Source organism: Corallibacter vietnamensis, from assembly GCF_039537875.1.
In the GTDB taxonomy this organism is placed as follows: domain Bacteria; phylum Bacteroidota; class Bacteroidia; order Flavobacteriales; family Flavobacteriaceae; genus Corallibacter; species Corallibacter vietnamensis.
Genome location: NZ_BAABBI010000005.1, coordinates 38,840 through 62,141 on the forward strand (window position 1 = coordinate 38,840; position 23,302 = coordinate 62,141).

Consider the following 23,302-nt stretch of genomic DNA (forward strand, 5'->3'; position numbering starts at 1 on the left):
TATAAATTCAAATTATGAAAAAAAAACTACTGACTATTTTATTATTTATAATTAGTATACTAACTATACAATCTCAATCAGATTCTACAACATTTTCTCCTATAATAACTATAGATGCATCTCCAGGATCCACTCCTTATGCTATAGCATCTGGAAATTTAGATGGTGACTCTTTTCCCGACCTTGTTGTTGGGCTATTATATGGAAACAAAGTATTACATTACAAAAATAATGGTAACGGCACTTTCGCATCAGCTGTTGAAGTCTCTTCCTTAACTCAAGTTTCTGGATTATTTTTGGCTGATATTGACGGCATTAATGGTGATGACATACTAGCTACCTCTTTTGATGGAAACAAACTGGTTTGGTATGCTAATGATGGCTCTGGAAATTTTGGGTCTGAAAACGTCATTTCTAATAATATAAATGGAGCTGGAGCCGTATACGCTGCAAATATTGATGGCAATATTGGTTTAGATGTTATTGTTGCTGGTTTTAACGATAATAAATTTGTTTGGTTTTCAAATGATGGTTCTGGCAACTTTGGTACAGAACAAACTATTGCGTCAGGGCTGTCTGGAGCTGGTGATTTTGATATAAAGGATTTTGATGGTGATAATGATTTAGATGTTGTTATATCTACAGCTCCTTATTCTCCTCCTGGTGTCATTGAGGTATTCTATAACCAACTAACAGAAAGCGGTTTTCCAACATTTATTATTGACAGTAATAACGTAACAAATTCAGGCCAATATTTACTTGATGTTAATTTTGCAGATATTGATAACGATGGCTCTATAGATATTCTAGCGACTGATAGTTATAGTGATCTTGCTTGGTATAAAAAAGAAGGAGATGGTTCTTATACAAAAATAGTTATTCCAGTTTCCTTACCAAGTTCTGCTATAGTTGAATCTGTAGATTTAGACAATGATGGTGATAATGACCTCGTAGTTAGTAACGGAAGTGCTACAGGCACTAATGATATTGTTTGGTTTGAAAGTGATGGCACTAGCCCAACTACTTTTGAAGCTGAAGGAACAGTTGATGGATCTGGAACACAATCTCAAGTGTTTTCTATGACTATAAATGATTTCGATAATGATGGTGATTTAGATATTGCTTCGGCTGGTTATAACAGCGCTGGAGATGGTGTCTATTGGATTAAAAACCAATTAGAATCACTTTCTATAAATGAAGATTTAAAAAACAAGGGGTTAAGTATATATCCTAATCCAGCAAAAAACATTTTACATATTAAAACAAATTTATCTAATATAGGTATCGCTACTGTTTATAACGTATTAGGAAAAAAAGTATTAAACACTCACCTATCTGAAAACAAGTCTATTGATATATCTAAATTATCTCATGGAATTTATATCCTGAAATTTAGTAATAGTGATAAAGCTTTTAAATTCATAAAAGAGTAAATTAAAAATAATAGTATATTTAAAACGCTAACAATCTCTGTTGGCGTTTTTTATTACAATTAACCCATTAAAAAAACAACCTGTGTCAATTTTAATCAAAAATATAAAAGAGCTAATTCAAGTCAGAGAAACCAATGTACTAAAAGTAAGTGGTGCTGACATGAAAGAACTTCCAACCATAAAAAATGCTTACCTACTTATAGAGCATGATACCATTGTAGAATATGGTAAAATGGAAGATTGTGAAAACATTCAAGCAGATAAAACAATTGATGCTACAGGAAAAGTAGTATTACCTACCTGGTGCGATTCGCACACACACATTGTTTATGCTGGTAATAGAGAACAAGAATTTGTAGATAGAATCAACGGTTTAAGTTATGAAGACATAGCCAATCGTGGTGGTGGAATTCTTAACTCTGCCGAAAAACTACAGAACACAAGCGAAGAAGAACTTTATAACCAATCTGTAAAAAGACTAAAAGAAGTTATAAAGTTAGGCACTGGAGCCATTGAAATAAAATCTGGATACGGGCTTACTGTTGATGCCGAGCTTAAAATGCTACGTGTTATAAAACGTCTTAAAAAAGAGTTTCCAGTAAAAGTAAAAGCCACGCTTCTTGGTGCACATGCTATTCCTAAAGCTTATAAAGACAATCAAAAAGCATATGTAGACTTGGTAGTTAATTCAATGATTCCTAAAGTAGCCGAAGAGGAGCTTGCTCATTACATTGATGTATTTTGCGAGAAAGGCTATTTTACACTTGAAGACACCGAACGTATTTTAAAAGCTGGTTTAGCTCACGGACTTACACCAAAAATTCATGTAAACCAATTCAATGCTTTTGGTGGTGTTGCGCTTGGTGTTAAATACAATGCTTTATCTGTAGATCATTTAGAAGAGCTATCAGACGATGATGTTAAAGCTTTAAAAGGCAGTAACACTATGCCTGTAGCTTTACCTTCTTGCTCCTACTTTTTAAGCATTCCTTATTCGCCAGTAAGAAAATTAATGAAAGCTGGCTTGCCTGTTGCTTTAGCAACCGATTATAACCCTGGTTCTACACCAAGTGGAAATATGAATTTTGTAGTAAGTACTGCTTGTATAAAAATGAAAATGACACCAGAAGAAGCTATAAATGCAGCAACAATTAATGGTGCTTATGCAATGGGAGTTAGTAATATGTATGGAAGTATTTGTAGAGGAAAAAAAGCTAATGTTATCATCACAAAAGAAATACCTAGCTATCACTTTTTACCATATGCTTTTGGAAATAATCATATAGAAACGGTGATCATTAATGGCGTAGAAATATCATAATTACAAATAAAAAAACCCGAAAGCTTTACTTTCGGGTTTTTGTCATTAAAATTATATAATTGAAATGTTCTATGGATATATTTTCAAAAAATTCAAATGACTAATCAAACATTTCTTATTTAAGAGTAAACTCTGTAGCAGAAACTAATCCTTTATTATTAAAAACGTTTACAACATATCTACCTTCAGCAAATCCGTCATCTGTTCTAGGAGCTACAAACTCGCAAACATTTAAACTACTATTTTCGTAATTGAATTTACTTACTAAACTATAATTTAAGGTTTTATCATCGTCAAAAGCTATTTGTTCGTTAGCACCTAATGTATTGTTATTTGGGTCTATAACCTGTACATAAAGCTCTTGATCTCCAGCTTGTACTAAACTGTTTTTAGCAACCGTAAAGCAAACTCTAATTTTATCTGATCGTCTAGCTCTTTCAGTTGGAATTAGTTTTCCTGAAGTTCTTTCTATGACACCAAAACCTTTTAATCCTACTGTGTTTAAAACTGCTGCATTTTCTACTACAGTAGCTAATTCAGTATTTTGAACTAATAATGAATCTGTAAACATTGTTCGCTCTTCTAGACGTACTTTTGTACTATCTAAAGACGTAGCTAATAACTCATTTTCAATTTTTAGTTTATCATTTTCAGTTAGTAAAACGTCCATTTCTTTTTGAAGAGATAAATATTTTGATTTATATCTCCATAAACTTTGTACGTTAGTTTCAGATATTTTTAATGAATCTATCAATCCATTAATACGATCTTTTGCTTCTACCAACTTGGCATTTGCAACTTCATTGTCTCCAATAGCAATATCATACTGTTTTGCCATATTGCTTAAGTCTTTCATTACTAGTTGCTTTTCTTTTGTCAACTGAGCTACGGTTTCTTTCTTTTCTTTCACTAAATCAAAAGAGTAAAAAGCTGCACCTAAAAAAAGTGCTAAAGCGATACCTAAAGCGACTTTTAAACCTAAATTACTTTTGTTATTTTCCATAATTACTTGTTTTTAAAAAATTTATTGTCAAGTGTATTTTTTCTGACCAATAATCTTAATTTTTAATGTTGTTTTTTTATTGTTTAACTAAATTAACTGTAATTTTATATACAATTAAAATCTACATATGGATAAACTAGTCTTATTTAACAATACTACAAAAAAAACGCTTGTAAACAAACGACCAGGCGAATCCAAATTTGGAGATAACATACACTTGTTACCTGCCATTTCCAATATATACGAACAGCTTACAAATTTAGACGTCAAATATGTGATTTTAGGTATTCCTGAAGATGTTGGTGTTTTTGGAAACTACGGAAAACAAGGGACTTCAAGAGCTTGGGAAGCGACACTTAAAGTTTTGTTAAACATACAAAGTAATCATACAAATCATGCTGATAAGGTTTTGATTTTGGGTTATTTAAATTTTGAAAAAGAGTTAAAAAAACTATCAGAATTACGGCAAAACAGTAAGAAAGACATTATGAAATCCAGAAAGCTTGTGTCTAGTATAGACAAACATGTTGCTTATACTGTAGAACAAATTGTTTTGGCCGGCAAAATACCTATTGTTATTGGCGGTGGTCATAATAATGCTTATGGCAATATAAAAGGAACTGCTCTTGCTTTAAAAAAACCTATAAATGTGATAAATTTTGATGCCCACACTGATTATAGAAGTCAAGAAGGTAGACATAGTGGTAACGGGTTTTCTTACGCAAATGCTGATGGCTTTTTGAAAAACTATTTCATTTTTGGACTTCATGAAAATTACACTTCAAAAGAGATTTTTAAAACATTAAACAATACAGAAACTATTGCTTATAACACTTTTGAAGCTATATCTGTAAGAAAAGAATTAAAATTCAAAACTGAAATGGAACGCGGATTAAACCATATATCAGATTCTAGTTTTGGTATAGAAATAGACTGTGATGCTATACAAAATACACCTAGTAGCGCAATGACACCTTCTGGGTTTAGTGTTAATAAAGCTAGAAGATTTGTTCACTTCTTTGGAAATCAAAAAAAAGCAGCTTATTTACATATTTGCGAAGCTGCACCAACGCCTGAAACTGAAAACCAAGTTGGTAAACTAATTACGTATTTAATTACAGATTTTATTAAAGCTAATTTATAAGTTAAATCTCAACCTCAATTAATGATTTTGTCATAAATATCCTGATAACAAAACAAGCCTACAAACCTGGTATACAGAATGGTAAAAAACAACAATCTGTTGTTTAATTGAAAATAATCCCTATATTTGATCTGCTATTAACCCAATCTAAATCCTGCGATGTATTTATTTCATCAATTATTTTCAGTAAAACAATTTCTTATAATTAAAGGATATGGTATTATAACTGCATTATCAATCACCATATTTTTTTTCTTGATTTTATTAGTTTTAGGAGTTCGAAAATCTTATAAATTAAAACAAGAAAATGACCGCTTAAACAGTTTAAGTACATCAATTGAGCTTGATGATGAAAATAAAAAATATAAAGACTTTACCGAAGGTCATCTTTATGAGAATCGTTAAAAAAAGCCTGCATTTTGCAGGCTTTTTTATCTATCTAACTAATTTTTTATACTTAATTCGTTTCGGCATTAAGTCGCCACCCAAACGTTTTTTCTTGTTCTCTTCGTAATCACTAAAACTACCTTCAAAGAAGTAGACTTGGCTATCACCTTCAAAAGCTAATATGTGCGTACAAATACGATCTAAAAACCAACGGTCGTGAGAAATAACCACAGCACAACCAGCAAAGTTTTCTAAACCTTCTTCTAGTGCACGTAACGTGTTTACATCAAGGTCGTTTGTAGGCTCATCTAAAAGTAGTACGTTTCCTTCTTCTTTTAGTGTCATTGCTAAATGTAAGCGGTTACGCTCTCCTCCAGATAGTAATTTCACTTTTTTGTTTTGTTCACTTCCAGAGAAATTAAAACGACTTAAATACGCACGAGAATTGACTTGCTTTCCTCCCATCATCACCAATTCTTGCTCATCACTAAAGTTTTGCCAAATGGTTTTTTCAGGATCTATATTAGAATGACTTTGGTCTACATAAGCAATTTTTGAAGTATCACCTACTACAAACTCACCTTTGTCTGGTGTTTCTTCACCCATTATCATTCTGAAAATTGTGGTTTTACCTGCACCATTTGGCCCTATAACACCTACAATTCCTGCTTGAGGTAGATTGAAGTTTAAATCTTCGTATAATAACTTATCGCCATAACCTTTACTTACACCTTTTGCTTCAATAACATTGGTTCCTAAACGTGGTCCATTTGGTATGTAAATTTCAAGCTTTTCGTCAAGTTGTTTTTGGTCTTGACTCATTAATTTATCGTAGTTCTTTAAACGCGCCTTTTGCTTGGTTTGACGTCCTTTTGCACCTTGACGCACCCATTCTAATTCGCGTTCTAATGTTTTTTGACGTTTTGAAGCTGCTTTTCCTTCTTGAGCCATACGTTTAGACTTTTGGTCTAACCATGATGAATAATTCCCTTTCCAAGGAATACCTTCACCTCTATCGAGTTCTAAAATCCAACCTGCAACGTTATCCAAGAAATATCTATCGTGCGTTACAGCGATAACGGTTCCTTTATACTGCGCTAAATGATGCTCTAACCAATGTACCGATTCTGCATCCAGGTGGTTGGTAGGCTCATCAAGAAGTAATACATCTGGTTCTTGTAGTAATAAACGACATAAAGCTACACGACGACGCTCACCACCAGAAAGTACACCTATTTTTTTATCGCCATCAGGAGTACGCAACGCATCCATGGCAATTTCTAATTTGGTATCCAATTCCCAAGCATTGGAAGCATCTATTTGATCTTGTAATTCGGCTTGACGGTTCATAAGCTTTTCCATTTTTTCAGGATTGCTATACACTTCTTCCAAACCAAACATATCGTTTATTTTGTTGTATTCATCTAGAATAGCTACAGTTTCGGCAGCACCTTCTCGCACTACTTCCATCACTGTTTTTTCATCATCTAGTTGTGGTTCTTGCTCTAGATAACCAACAGAATATCCTGGTGAAAAAACCACATCGCCTTGATAGTTTTTATCAACGCCTGCAATAATCTTTAATAATGTAGATTTACCAGAACCGTTAAGACCTAAAATACCAATTTTAGCTCCGTAAAAGAAGCTTAAATAAATGTTTTTAAGCACTGGCGTATTAGCCGATTGAAATGTCTTGGTAACACCAGACATTGAAAAAATTACTTTTTTATCGTCGCTCATAATTATACTCTTCCTTTTAATGCATTAAACACCCAAGCAATACAGAAAAAGCCAAAACCAACAGCAGCAAATCCCCAACCTGCAACATCGTCATAGCGAAAAGCTCCTAGTCCTATTAAACCTAATCCTACAAAAATCATAATCCATGTGGCCCAAGCCAACACTGTATTTTTATTCATTGCCATTTCTTAATCTTTATTTTTAGTTAGCAAATACAAATATCGTGTTTTTAAAACAAAAAAGCATCACAAATGTGATGCTTTAGCTTAATCATGTTTTAAACGACTATAGAGTAATCATAGGAACTTCAATAAATAACAATTCAGAATCTTGTTTTGTTTCTATTGAAAAGCTTTCGGTTTCTGAAACACCTATAGCGTCTCTTGTTTCAAGGTTTTGATCACCTATAATAATGTCTCCATAAATAGTCATTACGTAAACACCATGATTACTACTTTTTAGGTTATAGGTAAACGTTTCACCTTGACTTAAATCAATGCGAGATAGTTTAGCATCTTGATGCATTTTTAAACTTCCGTCATGATTATCATCAATAGATGTCACCAAGGTTTGTAGTTTATTTTTCCTTTCAGAATCACTAAATGTTTTTTGGTCATAACGTGGTGAAACACCTTGTTTGTTAGGTATTACCCATATTTGAAACAAACTTAAATGCGAATCAACCGAACCATTAATTTCGGAATGTTGCACACCAGTTCCTGCACTCATTACTTGCACTTCACCTGGTAATACAGATTGCCATTCGTTATGCATAGAATCGCGATGTTTAAGCTCGCCACTTAAAGGAATGGTGATAATTTCCATATTATCGTGCGGATGTGTTCCAAAACCCATTTTTGGTGCAATAACATCATCATTTAATACGCGTAACGCTCCAAAATGAATGCGCTCTGGATTAAACCAACCTGCAAAGCTAAATGAATGATTGGCTTGTAACCATCCGTGATTTGCAAATCCTCTTGTACCCGCTTTATGAACTATTGTTTTCATTTTATTATCCTTTCTGGGTTTCCCCTTTTATCTTAATTTATCTAATAAATCACTTAATTGTGATGCTTCTTTTTCTGTGATATTTTTAAGCCAATCATCATTAAAATTGTCTGATATATCTTCTAAAAGTTTTAATCCTTCGCTGGTGATGGCAACTTGTACCACGCGTCTATCTGTTTCAGAAGGAATGCGCTCAATGAGTTGTTTTGCACAAAGCTTATCTGCCAATCGTGTGGCATTTGGCGCTCTGTCTATCATTCTTGATTTTACATCTTGCATTGTCAATGGTTTATCTGCACCACGTAAAATGCGTAAAATATTGTATTGTTGTGGTGACAACCCAAACTTTGCAAAAAATGTATTTTGTTTTCCAGTAATCCAATTGGCTGTATACAAAATATTAATCAGCGCTTTTGTACGGTTATCCTTAAACGAGGAATTAACGTCTTTTGAAATATCTCCCATAGTTGTTAGGCTTTTACATCATTATAATCATCCGCTTTCTTTTTAAAAACAGCTGCTACATATGAACAAAGCGGTAAAATTTTTAATGATTTTTTTCTTGCAAATGCTACAGCTTCATCTACTAGTTTGTAACCAACGCCTTGACCTTTTAAGCTTGCGTCTACTTCGGTATGCTCTATAATAATCTTTTTTTCTTCTGCATAAACGTAAGTCATTTCAGCTATTCGTTTCGCATCTTGCTCTATGTAAAAAGCACCTTTTTTAGTATCGTCTTCTTGCTGGATGTTCATAACTATATTGCGTTTTGAAATTTATCTACTTCAACTAATAATTGGTCGTTTAATTCCTTATTAGTAATCTGTCCTTCAGAAAAATTATTTCCGAATTGTGGTAAAGAAAACACGCCTACAATATCTGCTTCATGTCTTGGAAAACGGTCTTGTGCAATGGTTAATACCGATTGTCCGCCTCTTGCTCCTGGTGATGTTGCCATAAGTAACATAGGTTTTCCTAAAAATGTTTTGGCTTCTATACGCGATATCCAATCAAATAGGTTTTTAAAAACTGAAGCATAAGCGCCATTGTGTTCTGCTAATGAAACAACCATACCATCAGCTTCCTTTATTTTATTGAATAGCTTGTGAGCGTTTTCTGGTTGTCCGCCCATGCTTTTTTCTAAATCTGTACTGAATAGCGGCACATCAAAATCATTTAAATCTAATACTTCTGCTTTGGCTCCTTCTACTAACCCTGAAGCATATGTTGCCAATTGTTTGTTGATTGATGTTGTACTGTTACTTCCTGCGAATGCTATAATATGTTTCATGTGTGATTGTTTTTATTTTCCATGGCAAATATATGATAAAATATTTTATTTTCCAAGGAAACTATTTACATGGTAATATTTTTAACATAGCTTTTACATTACAACGTTTTCGTAGCAAGGTTAAGTTTTGTATTTTTAGCCTGCATTAACAACTTGCGTTAGGGGTTGCAGCGGCATCCTCCCTTTTTTTTAGGGAGATATAGCGAAAAACCCGACCACGCTATTGCGTGGTAACGCCCTAATTAACTATAAACATCTGATGGACTTAAACTTCAACAAAAACGAAGATCATAATAAATTATTAGTTTCTGAACTTAAGAAACGACTTGCAAAAGTAAAACTTGGCGGTGGCGAAAAACGTATTGAAAAACATCACGCTAAAGGAAAAATGACTGCTAGAGAACGTATTGATTATTTACTTGATGATAAAGCCAAAAGTATTGAAATTGGCGCTTTTGCAGGTGATGACATGTATAAAGAACATGGTGGTTGTCCGTCTGGTGGTGTTGTGGTAAAAATTGGCTACATAAAAGGGAAACAATGTATTGTAGTGGCAAATGATGCGACTGTAAAAGCTGGTGCGTGGTTTCCTATAACTGGAAAAAAGAATTTGCGCGCACAAGAGCTTGCGATTGAAAACAAATTACCAATTATTTACCTTGTGGATTCGGCTGGTGTGTATTTGCCAATGCAAGACGAGATTTTCCCTGATAAGGAGCATTTTGGTCGCATTTTTAGAAACAATGCTGTAATGAGTAGTATGGGCATTACACAAATTGCTGCTGTAATGGGTAGTTGTGTTGCTGGTGGTGCTTACTTACCTATTATGAGTGACGAAGCGCTTATTGTGGACAAAACTGGAAGTATCTTTCTTGCTGGTAGTTATTTGGTAAAAGCGGCTATTGGAGAAAGTATTGACAACGAAACGCTTGGTGGCGCAACAACACATAGTGAAATTAGTGGTGTGACAGATTACAAGGCTAAAGATGATAAAGATGCGTTGGATAAAATAAAAAATATTGTTGATAAGATAGGTGATTTTGACAAGGCTGGTTTTAATCGAACTGCTGCGAAAAAACCTAAAGAAAATCCTCAAGATATTTATGGTATTTTACCAAAAAGTCGTGCCGATCAATACGATATGTACGAGATTATAAAACGTCTTGTAGATAATAGTGAGTTTGAAGAATATAAAGCGGGTTACGGACAAACCATTATTACGTGTTATGCCAGAATTGATGGTTGGGCAGTTGGTATTGTTGCTAATCAGCGTCATATAGTAAAAACCACAGGTGCTAAAACCAAACCTGCCGAAATGCAGTTTGGTGGTGTGATTTACAATGATTCTGCAGACAAAGCCACGCGTTTTATTGCCAATTGTAACCAGAAGAAGATTCCATTAGTATTTTTACAAGATGTTACCGGTTTTATGGTAGGTAGTAAGAGTGAGCATTCTGGAATTATAAAAGATGGCGCTAAAATGGTAAACGCTGTGAGTAATAGTGTGGTGCCAAAATTTACCGTTGTAGTTGGTAATAGTTATGGTGCTGGTAATTATGCTATGTGTGGTAAGGCTTACGACCCAAGACTTATTTTTGCATGGCCTAGTGCTGAACTAGCTGTAATGAGTGGAAATAGTGCTGCTAAAGTATTACTGCAAATAGAAAAAGCCTCATTAGAGAAACAAGGTGAAAAATTCACCAAAGAGAAAGAAGACGAACTTTACAACAAAATAAAAGCGCGTTACGACAACCAAGTATCGCCTTACTATGCTGCTGCCAGATTATGGACCGATGCAGTTATTGATCCGTTAGACACCAGAACCTGGATTAGTATGGGTATTGAAGCCGCTAACCACGCTCCTATTGAAAAACCTTTTAATTTGGGTGTGTTGCAGGTTTAATTTAATGTACTTTGCTTTCTTATGAAAAATTTATTTTTGATTTTGTTCGTTTTATTTGCCTTTTCATGTAAGTCTACTAAAAGTAATACAAAAAAGAACACCAAAGATTATACGCTAGCTGATATTAAAAACAGCTCATCACTAATACAAGTGGGCGAATTAAAAAAACACGAACTTGCTACTTTTAAAAAGTATTTAAAAGAGACTTTCAATAAAGATTTAGATAGTTTAAAATATTTAACCATATCGTATTTAAAGTCTAAGAACAAGTGTTGGTATGATAATTATAGCGGAATAGAAAAAAAATCTAACATAAAGCGTATAAATAAATATAAATCAGAAATGAATTCTGATTTATTAATGGCTCATTATGACTATGGTTATACGTCATTTTATAGCCATTATGATAAAAGTAAAATTATATCAACGTTATTTGATAAGGGCAAAGAATCATGTGATTTTATGCTAACAATAAATAGCGATGGAGTCTATTTATTTAAAACAAGTCATTTTTATACAGATGTAGCAAATGCTTTTACAAATGAATTAAAATCTTATGAATAAAATTCAACTGTTGCTTTTTAGCATATTTTTTTTCTCTTATGTGAGTTATAGCCAAACATACAGCTCTATAGTTAAACCTAGATTCAGTTTTATTGATGAAAGTCGTACTTTAAATCCAGATTTGGATTACTTAAATGCTTCAAATTACGAATACGAAAACATGATAAAATATTATCAACGTATTGTTTTTTGTACTATTTATGATGATACACTTTATAACTATAAACTCATGCAATGGAGTACTGATATTGTTATATACCTAGATAAAAACTTACCTAAAAGTGTTGCTAACGGTTTTTATGATTTTATATCAAAATCTAATATAAATAGTGTAAATAATTTAAACATTAGCTTTACAAAAAAAGTAAGCGAAGCTAATTATATAATTAAAATGACTCCCAAAATGGTTAATGGCTATGATAAAGATTTTGAATTTGACTCTGAAGAAGAAAGAAAAAATAGCTTTTTAACAGGAGGCACTTATGAATTATCAACCGATCAAAACAATAAATTTTATAGCGCAGTACTTGAAATGAGTTTTAAACTAAAAAAAACAGATGATCAGTTTCTAAAACAATTAAAACAGCTTTTCTTTAAAAGCCTAGGTAACTTTGTAGCTGACAATTATAAAGATACTGATAGCCTGTTACACAAGGCTTACATAAACTCTGATACTATTTCTGAATTTGATATGAACATACTAAAAATTCATTACGGAATTATTTACGAGCAAATAATTAACGGTAGTAAATTTAGATCTCTTGTCAAACTAGCAAACTCAAACAAATGAAAAAACTAGCATTATTTATTACGTTTTTAGTATTTGCAATTCAAACACAAGCGCAACACACAATTACAAAACAAGTTACTAAAACTTATATGTCTCTAAAAAGCTATAAGTTAAAATATAAGGACAAGCCTTTAACAAAAACAGACTCTTTAAACTTTCGCTTTCACAACAATGACACCTTGGTATTAGTAACAAACTATGAATTACCTAAAGGAGTAAGTGTTCCTTACGAATACAAAGATTCAACATTTCTTAGCTTATATAAAAAAGTAGCCTTCAGAACAAATGGAGTAGATTCAACAGATAAAAAACAAACAATGCGCTATTGGAAAGAACCTATAAAAATTTATTTCTCTAATAGTGTTTCAAAAAAAACTAAAAAGAGTTTTATGTCTTTTGCTGAAACTATAGCAAATAAGGTTGATTCATTAAGCATATCTGAAGTAAAAAAAGTAGAAGAATCTAATTATGTTATTTACTATTTAGGCGATTATGATTATGAACCAAGACTAACAAATCAAAACGATTATTATTTAAGCTGGAACAAAAAACAACAAATATATAAATGTGGTCTAAGAATAGATACCAAAGCGCTTTTTAATGAATCTTTAATACAATACAAGTTGAGAGAACTGTTTATAGGAACACTTGGTCATTTTTATTTATCAAATGATTTTAGTTGTGATAGTTATTTATCTAATTGCTATTCTAAAAACAAAAAATTAACACCTTTGGATATGGAGATTATAAAATACCATTATTCATATGGAATTTGTAAAGGTTCAAATTTAGAAGCGTTTGAAAAACAACACGAGCGTGCTAAAAAATCTCTTAAAAATGAAAACAGCAAAATGCGGTTCTTTCATGAGTTTTGATAAAAAAAGCGACCAAATTGGTCGCTTTTTTTAATTAATACTGTTTTGTGAAGCTTTTACCAAACGAATAAACTCTGCTCTAAAACCATCATCATCATCTCCTCTACCTTTTTTTGCCAATGCAACTACATCATCCATACTAGCATTATTATAGTATTTTGATTGCCTTAATTGCATACCGAACAAAGCTACTGCCGATGCAAAATTTAAGTCTTCTGAACCTTCGGAAAGTGCATCTTTTTGAACATGTACCATTTCAATACTTTTTTCTCCATCAGGTTTTTTATATCTGAATTTTACAGTGAATAATTCATCTGAAAACCCTTCAACCGAATTGGTTGTAGTGTATTTTAAGTCGTTGACTTCTTTTAAGTAACTACTCTCAACACCAACAGGAATCAACTCATAAAGTGCTGTAACAGTATGTCCACTTCCTAATTCTCCAGCATCTTTAGTATCATCAATAAAATCTTCGTCTGCCAACATTCTGTTTTCATAACCAATCAATCTATAGGCTTGTACTTTTTTAGGATTGAATTCTACTTGAATTTTTACATCTTTTGCAATCGTATAAAGTGTACCTCCAAACTCTTTTCCAAAGACTTTTTGAGCCTCTTGCATATTATCAATATAAGCATGATTACCATTACCTTTATCGGCTAAAATTTCAAGCTTTGAATCTTTATAATTACCATAACCAAACCCTAAAACCGACAAAAACACTCCTGATTTTCTTTTTTCTTCAATAAGCTTCTCCATTGCCTTGTCACTCGATGCTCCAACATTAAAGTCGCCATCGGTAGCAATAATCACTCTGTTATTACCATCTTTTATAAAGTTTTCTACTGCTAATTTATAAGCTAATTCAATGCCTTCGCCTCCAGCTGTTGAGCCTCCAGATTTTAGTTTATCTATGGCATTCATTATTGTTTCTTTGTCTTTACCTGATGTTGGTTCAAGTACAACTCCTGCTGCTCCTGCATAAACAACAATTGAAACTTTGTCTTTTTCTCGTAACTGACTTACTAAAAGCTTAAACGCTGATTTTAATAATGGCAATTTGTTTTGAGAATTCATAGAACCTGAAACATCTATTAAAAATGTAAGATTTGAAGCCGGTAATTGTTCATTTGTATAAGTTTTGCCTTGTAATCCTATTTTAACAATTCTGGTATCGCTATTCCAAGGAGTTACTGCTGCTTCAGTATGAATTGAAAATGGATGATTGCCTTTAGGCTGTGCGTAATTATACTTAAAATAATTTATCATCTCCTCTATTTTTACCGCATTAGGATTGATTTTTTCTCCATTATTAATCATACGTCTTACATTGCTATAAGACGCTCTATCAACATCAATTGAAAACGTTGATAAAGGGTTTTGCTTTACGGTCTCAAAATCATTCTCTACAATGTCATCATAAGTTTCTAACTCTGATTGTTGCACACTTTTTTTAAGAATACTCTCTTTTAGTTCTTTTGGTATTTCATAACCACTATTTTTTGTTGAGACAATAATAACTCCATAAGCACCTTGAGATCCATATAAAGCATATCCGCCAGCTCCTTTGATTACCTGTGTTTCTTTTATTTTTTTGGGAGATAAATTTGCTAATGTTTCTGCATTAGAAATTTTTCCATCTATAACAATCAGCGCTTCATTTGTTCCCTTTATAGATCGATTTCCTCGTAAAACAATTTTAGTTGACTGATTTGAATTCTTATTTTTAGAATTAATTTGTAATCCTGATACTTTACCAGACAAACCCTGAACAACATTAGGATTGCTTGAATGATTAAGGTATTCTTTTTTTATAAGATTACTTGAAGCTGTTACCTCTTTTTGGTATCGTTTAACGCCCAATGCAGTAATAACAACTTCTTCTAAAGAATTATCATCTAATTGCATAGTGATGTTTATGACATTAGAAGTTTTTACAACTCTATTTTCAGGCATATAACCAACAAATGAATACGCTAGTGTATCTCCTTTTTTAGCATTTAAGCTATAAAAGCCATTAAAATTTGTTTGTGTACCAATGGTTGTACCTTTTACTAGAATGTTAACACCTGGCAATGGCAATCCGTTTTTATCAGAGACTTTTCCTGTAATTAAGGTTTCTTGAGCTTTTACTTGTAGTACTAAAGTACATAGAAATACAAATTGGATAATAGTTTTCATGGTTATGTGATTTTAAGTTTTCATAAAACTAAAACCTCACAACCTACTTAAAAAGCACTAATGAGTAACAACACTGCTTGGTTGAGTAAACACACATTAAAAAAACATAAACGTTAATAAAACACTGATGTGCTTAATTAATATTTGTGCTATAAGGAAATAATAATTGAATGCCCTTTTTTTGTGTTAATGCTTTTATTCTCTTGTAAGTTTCATAATTTTCAGCTCCCATTTCTTCTTTTAAAATGGTTTCTTTGGCTTTAACCAACCCAAAGTCTTGTAGCATTTTATCTAAATCTTTTTCAAAAACTGGTAATTCCTTAATAGTAAAATCTTCAATTTGCGCATATTCAGAAGCTCGTTGTATGGCTAAATCTAAACCTCCTAACTGATCAACCAGTCCAATATTTAACGCTTCTTGTCCAGTCCAAACACGCCCTTGAGCTATGGTTTCAACCTGTTCTCTAGTAAGATTTCTTCCTTGAGAAACACGTGTTGAAAATAATTCGTAGATATCCAAAACGCCTTCTTTAATATAAGCTCTTTGGTTATCATCTAAACGCTCAAAAAAGCTATAGGTTACCGCGTTTTTATTGGTAACTACTTGTTCTGCGTTAATTCCTAAATTATCTGCTAACTCTTTTCCGTTTGGCAACACACCAAAAACACCAATACTTCCTGTTATGGTTGTAGGTTCTGCTATAATTTCATTAGCATTTGAAGCTATGTAATAGCCGCCTGATGCTGCTAAATCTCCCATACTTACTATTACAGGTTTTACTTGCTTTGTTAATTCTATTTCTCGCCAAATAAGTTCACTAGCTAACGCACTTCCACCTGGTGAATTTACACGAAGTACTACCGCTTTCACTCTATCATCATTTCTAGCGCTTTCTAAAGCTCTATTTACTGCACCTTGACCAACTGTAGTTTGATCGCCTTCGCCATAAATAATTTCACCTTGAGCATAAATAACTGCTATTTTATTTTTGCTGTATTTAGAACCTAGCTTTGTAGCTGCATGTTCAGCATAATCTTCAATTGTTATAAACCTTAAATTGTCACTACTTGAAATACCTACGGCATTTTTTATACCATTTAAATACTCGTCATAATATCCTATTCTATCAATTAACCCTGATTTTAATGCTAGTTTAGGAGTTCTTGCTAATAAACTATCTGCTATTTGGTGTAATGATTCTACAGGAATATCTCTACTTTCTGATATATCAGATTTTAACGTACTCCATAATGAATTTAAGTACGAATAAATTTGCTCTCGGTTGTTTTCGCTCATCTCACTTTCTAAAAATGGCTCTACAGCACTTTTATACTTTCCTAAACGAACAACTTCCATTCGCACTCCTGTTTTTTCTTGAAAATCTTTAAAATATAGCTGCTCTGAATATAAACCCTTAAACTCCATCATCCCTGCTGGATTTAAATATATAGTATCAGCAACAGAGCTTAAATAGTAATCTTTTTGTGAATATATATCTGCGTAGGCTACAATAAACTTTCCTGATTTTTTAAAATTTAACAGTGCTTTTCTTAATGCACTTACTTGAGAAATTCCTGCATCTACCATGTTATTTGTTATAGAAATACCTTGTATATTACTATCAGTTGCAGCATAGTTTATAGCATCTATAAGATTAAACAAGCCGTTTTTTTCATTCTCATTTAAAAAAGTGTATTCCTTAAAATTAGTTTTTCCGGCATAATCATTAATTGGGAAATCTAATTGTAATTCTAAAACAGAATTTGTTCTTACTTGTACAATATTATTATCAGCTGAACCGAATAGTGCTCCTAAAAATATGAGTCCGAAGAAGCTAATAATTAAAAATACAATAATACCTACTACGGTTGATAATACGCGTTTTAAAAAGTTCATATACTTTATTTTATAAGTCTATTTTTTCTAATGTTTTTTTACGATGGATTTTACCTGTTTTAGTTTCTTCAAATTTAGATGTATAAAAAATTTGCTTTGGCTTTTCATAAGCATTTAAACTTTTAAACACTTCAGGTTTTAAGTTTTTTTCTTCGCCTTCTATGATTAGTATAAGTTTATTTCCTAATGTTTCATCTAATATTGAGCTTACAAAAAATCGGTTACTAATATGCTTTTGAAGCTTTGTTTCTATTTGTTCTGGAAACAATTTAACACCTCCAGAATTAATCACATTATCAATACGTCCTAACCAGTCAAAAGTTGTTTTAGAGTGTAGTATTACAACATCATTTGTTACAATGCTTTCTTCTTGCAATTTTGGTGCTGATATTACCAGACACTCTCTATCATCTTGAGATATTTTTATTCCAGGCAACACTTTATAAGGTGTTGTTTTTTTTATATGATTGATTTTTTTTAGTGCAATATGCGTGACAGTTTCTGTCATACCATAAGTTTGATATACATAAGGCTTTATACTTTGAATTTGTAGTAGTAACGCATCAGAAATAGCTGCTCCACCAACTATTATTGTTTTTATATGCTGAAGGTTACTCATGTTTTTTTGAAGTTGCATTGGTACCATGGCACAAAAATCATAGTGCTTTTTTGTACTAAACTCTAAATGTGTCGCAGGTTTTACAATATCAATTTCTAAACCTAAAATCATTGCTCTTACTAACATCATTCGGCCTGCAATAAAGTTTGCTGGTAAACAATGTAAGGCTGTATCTCCTGGTTTTAAATTAAAAAAATCACCTGTAGCAATGGCTGAATTTACCATGGCTTGTTTAGATATTTCAATTAATTTAGGAGCTGCTGTTGATCCTGATGTTTTTGTAATTATATAAGGCTTTTCGTCTAACCAATCATTTAGAAAAACACCTATTTTTTGTTCAAAATCATCTCCTTCTTTTATAAAACTATAAGCAACTTCTGATAAGTCAGATAAAGAATAGTAACGTCCGTTTAGTTTAAACCTGTTATGTATGTTATTATATGTAGGTATCACAATTTTATTCTAAAGTTTTATAATCTTCATTTTTTTGTTTTTCTACAGTGCCCAGTAGTTTGTCTTTCCAATTTGTCCATTTATAAACCTTTGAAAATACAAATAACAGTAAAGGAAACACTACAAAAACTGGCATAAATATATCTATAAAACCAGCTGCTGTAGGACTTGATATATCTTTAAATACAGAATGTGTTTGCAGTGCAGTCCAATCTGCAGTAACTAACAAGGCTGTAAATAAATTATTTGCTGCGTGAAACCCTAAAGCGAGTTCTAGGCCTTCATCCATTAGTGTGATAATTCCTAAAAACAAACCTGTACCTATGTAGTAAATCATTACAGTATAACCTAGTTGACTTACTTCTGGATTTGCAATATGCATAAGTCCAAAAACCACAGAAGTTGTTAATAATGGAATCCATTTTGAATTGGTAAGTACTCCTATACCTTGCATGAAATATCCTCTAAAAAGATACTCTTCAAAACTAGTTTGAAGCGGGATTAATAGTATGGCTATAACACAAAGAATTAAAAAAGGTACTAATTTAAAATTGAGAACATAATTCTCTGGTGATGAAAAATAATCTAGAAAAACAAAGCCAGAACTAACTACACCCCAAAGTAAAAATGCAAACCAAAAGCGTTTCCAGTCTATTTTAGACCTTGCTGTTGTTAGGGCTCTTAAGGACTGTTTATGTAAAAATTTCGCAACCAAAATGACACCCAACAAACCTGCAGCAAAAGACAGTAACATTAAAAACAGGTTTAAGTTAGGTTCTAAAACCGTCATAAGTTTTTGTTCATCCATGCCCATAATAGATTCACCCTCTTGCATCGCTTTTAAAACGGCTGCTATAGTGAATGGTATCTGACCTATTATTACTGCAAAAATTATGATTAGTGTACCAATTAAATATCGCCACCAATCGTGTAGTCCCTTATATGCTTGTGCTATATACATGTTTATAAGTTAAAGTTCCAATTCAAATTTTTATCATACTGCAATTCACCTTGTTTTACAACTAGTGGGCTTTCAAAATTATTGGTAAATAGACTACCTGTTCCCAACCCTTGCGGCATATGACTGTTTAAAGTGTAGGTCCATTGTGCAATGGCATTTAGCCCTACATTACTTTCTAATGCGCTAGTTATCCACCAACCTATATTTTGAGTTTCAGCAAACGTAATCCATTCTTGACTACCTTTCCAACCACCAACAAAACTAGGTTTTAAAATAATATATTGCGGTTGAATAGTTTGTAGCAGTTCTTGCTTTTTTGTTACATCAAAAATCCCTATTAATTCTTCATCTAATGCTATTGGTAAAGGTGTCTGGCTACATAATTTTGCCATACAATCAATATTACCTTGCTTGATTGGTTGCTCAATAGAATGTAAATCTAATTCTGATAAGCGCTTTAATTTTTCTAATGCTTCTTCTTCTGAAAAAGCACCATTAGCATCAACTCGCAATTCTATGTCAGCTTTTGAAAACTCTTTTCTAATAGACTTAAGCAAATTGTATTCCGTTAGAAAATCAATAGCACCAATCTTCATTTTAATACAACTAAAACCCGCTTCTATTTTATCAGTAATTTGACGTTTCATAAAGGCTTCATCGCCCATCCATATTAAACCATTTATGGAAATAAAAGCTTCTCCTCTAGTAAATTTTGAAGGAAATAAATTAAAATCATTAACACTTTTAAGAGATTTAAAAGCCATTTCTAATCCAAATTGAATACTAGGAAACTCTCTATTAGCAGTATAAAGCTCCTGCAAACCTAAATGAATATTTTGGCATGTCCAGTTTAGCTGCTGTTCATAATCAGGTCTATCATCAGCGCTCAAACCTCGTAAAATACCGCATTCGCCAATACCCTTTTGGTTTTGATGCTCTAAAATCAAAAACCAAGTTTCCTTGGTTTTCAAAATTCCTCTAGATGTTCCGCTAGGTTGCTTAAACTCTAAAATATGCTTGTGGTAGGTTGCTGTCATAGTCTGCATCAAAAATACTTAAATTATTTTGTACTTTAGGCTACATAATTTGATTACTATGCCAGAGTTTCCTAATATTATTCATTTTGCTATTCCGTTTTTTGTAATATCCATGCTTCTTGAGCTTTATGTGACTACTCGCGAAGCTTATAAGGAAACTAAAGGTTACGAGCTTAAGGATGCTTTTGCCTCTATTGCTATGGGTTTAGGAAATGTTTTTTTAGGCTTTTTTAGTAAAGCTATTGTACTCCTAGCATTTTTTTGGATTTATGAAAATTATAGACTTTTTACAATTCCGGTAACTTGGTGGAGTTTTATACTAATATTCTTTGCTGATGATTTTTCTTATTACTGGTTTCATAGAGTTTCTCACGAAAGCAGACTTTTTTGGGCATCTCATGTGGTGCATCATTCTTCTGAACATTATAATTTAAGCACTGCTTTAAGGCAAACATGGTCTGGCGGATTTTATTCTTTTATATTCTGGTTATGGATGCCGCTTATTGGTTTTCATCCAGGTATGATTTTATTACAAATGTCTATAAGTTTATTATACCAATTTTGGATTCATACCGAAGCGATAAACAAACTCCCTAAATGGTTTGAAGTTGTTATGAATACACCTTCGCACCACAGAGTGCATCATGGTAGCAATCCTATTTATTTAGATAGAAATCATGCAGGTATTTTAATAATTTGGGATAAACTATTTGGCACATTTCAGCCAGAACTAGAAGAAGAAAAAGTTACCTACGGTTTAGTAAAAAACATAAATACTTTCAACCCAATAAAGATAGCCTTTATAGAATGGATTAATATGTTCAAGGATGCTTTTTCGGGTAAAAAATCGCTTAAAAACAGAATTTTATATTTATTGAAACCTCCTGGTTGGACTCATGATGGTACTGGAAAATTAAGTGATGACCTTCGTAAAGAATGGTTAAAATCTAACCCAATAGATAAAAACTACTGACAATTATCATATACAGTTTCCTAAAAAACCTTTAATTTTATAGTATAATCATTTCAAAGAAAAAAAATGAAGAATATACTATTACCTACCGATTTTTCTGACAATTCATGGAAAGCGATTTCATACGCTTTAGAACTGCTAAAAGATGCTGAATGTACATTTTATTTAATGCATTCATATGAGCCTCAAGTTGCTGCTCCATCAACAGCGGTTACTTCTAAACGCGCAAACTCTATAATTATGGAGTCTATGAAAAGTGAAGCTGTTTCTGGACTAAATAAATTAAAAAAACAAATAGATGCCTTACCTAAAAATGAGAATCATACGTTTAAAACCTCTATAGTTAATGACTACTTTACAAGTGCTGTAAAAACTAAAGTAAAAGAGCACAGTATTGATGCTGTAATTTTAGGAACAAAAGGTGCTAGCGGCCTAAAAGAAGTGACTTTAGGTAGCAACACTGCAGGTTTAATTGGTAAGTTAACCTGCCCAATTATTGCTGTACCTTCTAATGTGGTATTTAATGACATTAATGAAATTGGTTTTGCTGTAGACTACTCTATAAATTCTTATACCAATGGTTTAAACCTATTAAAAGCGCTAGCTGAACATTTTGAAGCACAAGTTTCTGTGGTTCATATTTTAAAAGATAAAGCTTTAACACCTGAAAAAGCGTCTAGTAAAGAGAAACTTATCGCGTATTTAAAACCAGTACCAACTCATTTTTATCAATTAACTGATGTCTCAGTAGCAAAAGGAACTCGTATTTTTAGTGAAAGTAGAAAGTTAGATATGATGTGTGTCATTGCTAAAAAACACAATTTCTTTGAAAAGTTATTTAATAAAAGCCAGAGTAAATCTATAAGTCACCACGCTAAAGTACCTCTCATTATTTTTAATGAAGCGTCGTTTTAAAACAAAAAAATCTACTAGTTGCTAGTAGATTTTTTTTTAAGGTTAATTAATAATATTTTATCAATACGCTAAAGCTCAATACTCTCACCAATTTCTAGTAGCATTAAGTCTTTGTTTTTGTCAAAAAACTTGCGTTTAGCTTCTTCGTGGTCAATTTCTATATAACCAAAGGTGTCAAAATGATAACCCAATACTTTATCGCACTCTACAAAATCGCTCGCTGTAATAGCATCATCAATGCCCATGGTAAAATTGTCTCCCATTGGTAAAATGGCTAAATCTAGTTTAGTGCGCAATGGTATCAGTTTCATGTCCATTGTTAAGGCAGTATCGCCAGCTATATAAATGTTTTTGTGTTCGCCTTCAATAACAAAACCTCCTGGTTGTCCACCATAGCTACCATCAGGAAACGATGATGTATGAATAGCGTTAACGTATTTTACAGTACCAAATTCAAAATCCCAACTACCACCATGGTTCATTGGGTGTACTTCAAGTCCTTTTGTTTCGTAAAAATTAGCTACTTCAAAATTAGATACTATAACAGCATTTGTTCGTTTTGCGATAGCTTCGGCATCAAGAATATGATCTTGGTGCGCATGTGTTAATAAAATATAATCTGCTTTAAGTGTATCTATATTGATATGCGATGCATTCTTGTTTGCTGAAATAAACGGATCTACTAAAATATTTATATCATTAACTTCAATACCTAAACAAGCATGTCCATAAAATGTGATTTTCATAATTATGATTTTTTTGAGTTTTGAATTTACAAAAAACTTAAAGAAACAGTCTTAATAA

At 32.4% G+C, this 23,302-nt stretch carries 23 protein-coding genes; 10 read left to right on the forward strand and 13 right to left on the reverse strand.

What is annotated here, in order from left to right; genetic code table 11:
- Window positions 1-14 precede the first annotated feature (14 nt).
- On the forward strand, window positions 15-1,433 hold the full coding sequence (locus ABD690_RS12205) for a T9SS type A sorting domain-containing protein (RefSeq protein WP_344730865.1): 1,419 nt from the start codon (window positions 15-17) through the stop codon (window positions 1,431-1,433).
- Window positions 1,434-1,515: 82 nt separating this feature from the next.
- A complete protein-coding gene (gene hutI, locus ABD690_RS12210; protein ID WP_344730866.1) occupies window positions 1,516-2,754 on the forward strand; it encodes an imidazolonepropionase in 1,239 nt (412 codons plus the stop codon).
- Window positions 2,755-2,869: 115 nt separating this feature from the next.
- Here the strand turns inward: hutI and ABD690_RS12215 are convergent, their stop codons facing one another.
- Window positions 2,870-3,757, reverse strand: coding sequence for a chromosome partitioning protein ParA (locus tag ABD690_RS12215; RefSeq protein WP_344730867.1), 888 nt, complete (start codon window positions 3,755-3,757; stop codon window positions 2,870-2,872).
- 127 nt (window positions 3,758-3,884) lie between these two features.
- On the opposite strand from ABD690_RS12215, the gene ABD690_RS12220 reads away from it, so the two are divergent.
- On the forward strand, window positions 3,885-4,901 hold the full coding sequence (locus ABD690_RS12220; RefSeq protein WP_344730868.1) for a formimidoylglutamase: 1,017 nt from the start codon (window positions 3,885-3,887) through the stop codon (window positions 4,899-4,901).
- Between the two features lie 159 nt (window positions 4,902-5,060).
- Window positions 5,061-5,306 carry a hypothetical protein gene (locus tag ABD690_RS12225; protein ID WP_344730870.1) on the forward strand — a complete coding sequence of 82 codons (246 nt, stop codon included), beginning with the start codon at window positions 5,061-5,063 and terminating at the stop codon, window positions 5,304-5,306.
- A 30-nt stretch (window positions 5,307-5,336) separates the two neighbouring features.
- Here ABD690_RS12225 and ettA read toward each other — a convergent pair whose 3' ends face one another.
- The 6 genes from ettA to ABD690_RS12255 form a co-directional block, all read right to left on the reverse strand.
- Window positions 5,337-7,028 (reverse strand): energy-dependent translational throttle protein EttA, encoded by a 1,692-nt coding sequence (gene ettA, locus ABD690_RS12230; protein ID WP_129760209.1) that lies wholly within the window; start codon window positions 7,026-7,028, stop codon window positions 5,337-5,339.
- Between the two features lie 2 nt (window positions 7,029-7,030).
- On the reverse strand, window positions 7,031-7,213 hold the full coding sequence (locus tag ABD690_RS12235) for a CAL67264 family membrane protein (protein ID WP_103052245.1): 183 nt from the start codon (window positions 7,211-7,213) through the stop codon (window positions 7,031-7,033).
- Between the two features lie 100 nt (window positions 7,214-7,313).
- Window positions 7,314-8,039 (reverse strand): pirin family protein, encoded by a 726-nt coding sequence (locus ABD690_RS12240; protein ID WP_344730871.1) that lies wholly within the window; start codon window positions 8,037-8,039, stop codon window positions 7,314-7,316.
- Between the two features lie 27 nt (window positions 8,040-8,066).
- Window positions 8,067-8,504, reverse strand: coding sequence for a MarR family winged helix-turn-helix transcriptional regulator (locus ABD690_RS12245; protein WP_129760218.1), 438 nt, complete (start codon window positions 8,502-8,504; stop codon window positions 8,067-8,069).
- A gap of 5 nt (window positions 8,505-8,509) precedes the next feature.
- Entirely contained in the window at window positions 8,510-8,794 is a 285-nt protein-coding gene (locus ABD690_RS12250) for a GNAT family N-acetyltransferase (RefSeq protein WP_344730872.1), read from the reverse strand.
- A 2-nt stretch (window positions 8,795-8,796) separates the two neighbouring features.
- Window positions 8,797-9,330 (reverse strand): NADPH-dependent FMN reductase, encoded by a 534-nt coding sequence (locus ABD690_RS12255; RefSeq protein WP_344730873.1) that lies wholly within the window; start codon window positions 9,328-9,330, stop codon window positions 8,797-8,799.
- 259 nt (window positions 9,331-9,589) lie between these two features.
- Here ABD690_RS12255 and ABD690_RS12260 point away from each other — a divergent pair, with 259 nt between their 5' ends.
- Genes ABD690_RS12260 through ABD690_RS12275 form a run of 4 tightly spaced genes read left to right on the forward strand, consistent with a single transcriptional unit; the run spans window position 9,590 to window position 13,462 of the window.
- On the forward strand, window positions 9,590-11,233 hold the full coding sequence (locus tag ABD690_RS12260) for an acyl-CoA carboxylase subunit beta (protein WP_344730874.1): 1,644 nt from the start codon (window positions 9,590-9,592) through the stop codon (window positions 11,231-11,233).
- Between the two features lie 21 nt (window positions 11,234-11,254).
- The gene (locus ABD690_RS12265; protein WP_344730875.1) at window positions 11,255-11,797 is read left to right on the forward strand and encodes a hypothetical protein; all 543 of its coding nucleotides are present in this window, start codon (window positions 11,255-11,257) and stop codon (window positions 11,795-11,797) included.
- On the forward strand, window positions 11,790-12,587 hold the full coding sequence (locus ABD690_RS12270) for a hypothetical protein (protein WP_344730876.1): 798 nt from the start codon (window positions 11,790-11,792) through the stop codon (window positions 12,585-12,587). Before ABD690_RS12265 ends, ABD690_RS12270 begins: the two co-directional genes overlap by 8 nt.
- Window positions 12,584-13,462, forward strand: a complete 879-nt coding sequence (locus ABD690_RS12275; RefSeq protein WP_344730877.1) for a hypothetical protein — start codon at window positions 12,584-12,586, stop codon at window positions 13,460-13,462. The genes ABD690_RS12270 and ABD690_RS12275 overlap by 4 nt, the downstream gene beginning before the upstream one ends.
- A 30-nt stretch (window positions 13,463-13,492) precedes the next feature.
- Here ABD690_RS12275 and ABD690_RS12280 read toward each other — a convergent pair whose 3' ends face one another.
- From ABD690_RS12280 to ABD690_RS12300, 5 genes are all read right to left on the reverse strand, one after another.
- Entirely contained in the window at window positions 13,493-15,643 is a 2,151-nt protein-coding gene (locus ABD690_RS12280; RefSeq protein ID WP_344730879.1) for a YfbK domain-containing protein, read from the reverse strand.
- A 133-nt stretch (window positions 15,644-15,776) separates the two neighbouring features.
- Window positions 15,777-17,540 (reverse strand): signal peptide peptidase SppA, encoded by a 1,764-nt coding sequence (gene sppA / locus ABD690_RS12285; protein WP_344730880.1) that lies wholly within the window; start codon window positions 17,538-17,540, stop codon window positions 15,777-15,779.
- 10 nt (window positions 17,541-17,550) lie between these two features.
- Window positions 17,551-18,612 carry an AMP-binding protein gene (locus tag ABD690_RS12290; protein ID WP_344730881.1) on the reverse strand — a complete coding sequence of 354 codons (1,062 nt, stop codon included), beginning with the start codon at window positions 18,610-18,612 and terminating at the stop codon, window positions 17,551-17,553.
- Between the two features lie 4 nt (window positions 18,613-18,616).
- A complete protein-coding gene (locus ABD690_RS12295) occupies window positions 18,617-19,573 on the reverse strand; it encodes a CPBP family intramembrane glutamic endopeptidase (RefSeq protein ID WP_344730882.1) in 957 nt (318 codons plus the stop codon).
- A gap of 2 nt (window positions 19,574-19,575) precedes the next feature.
- Entirely contained in the window at window positions 19,576-20,610 is a 1,035-nt protein-coding gene (locus ABD690_RS12300) for an o-succinylbenzoate synthase (RefSeq protein ID WP_344730883.1), read from the reverse strand.
- A gap of 58 nt (window positions 20,611-20,668) precedes the next feature.
- On the opposite strand from ABD690_RS12300, the gene ABD690_RS12305 reads away from it, so the two are divergent.
- Together ABD690_RS12305 and ABD690_RS12310 are read left to right on the forward strand one after the other, a co-directional pair.
- Window positions 20,669-21,583 (forward strand): sterol desaturase family protein, encoded by a 915-nt coding sequence (locus tag ABD690_RS12305; RefSeq protein WP_344730884.1) that lies wholly within the window; start codon window positions 20,669-20,671, stop codon window positions 21,581-21,583.
- Between the two features lie 66 nt (window positions 21,584-21,649).
- Window positions 21,650-22,498: a universal stress protein gene (locus tag ABD690_RS12310; RefSeq protein WP_344730885.1), complete on the forward strand. Its 849-nt coding sequence runs from the start codon at window positions 21,650-21,652 to the stop codon at window positions 22,496-22,498.
- 68 nt (window positions 22,499-22,566) lie between these two features.
- Here ABD690_RS12310 and ABD690_RS12315 read toward each other — a convergent pair whose 3' ends face one another.
- Window positions 22,567-23,244 carry a metal-dependent hydrolase gene (locus ABD690_RS12315; protein WP_344730886.1) on the reverse strand — a complete coding sequence of 226 codons (678 nt, stop codon included), beginning with the start codon at window positions 23,242-23,244 and terminating at the stop codon, window positions 22,567-22,569.
- Window positions 23,245-23,302 lie beyond the last annotated feature (58 nt).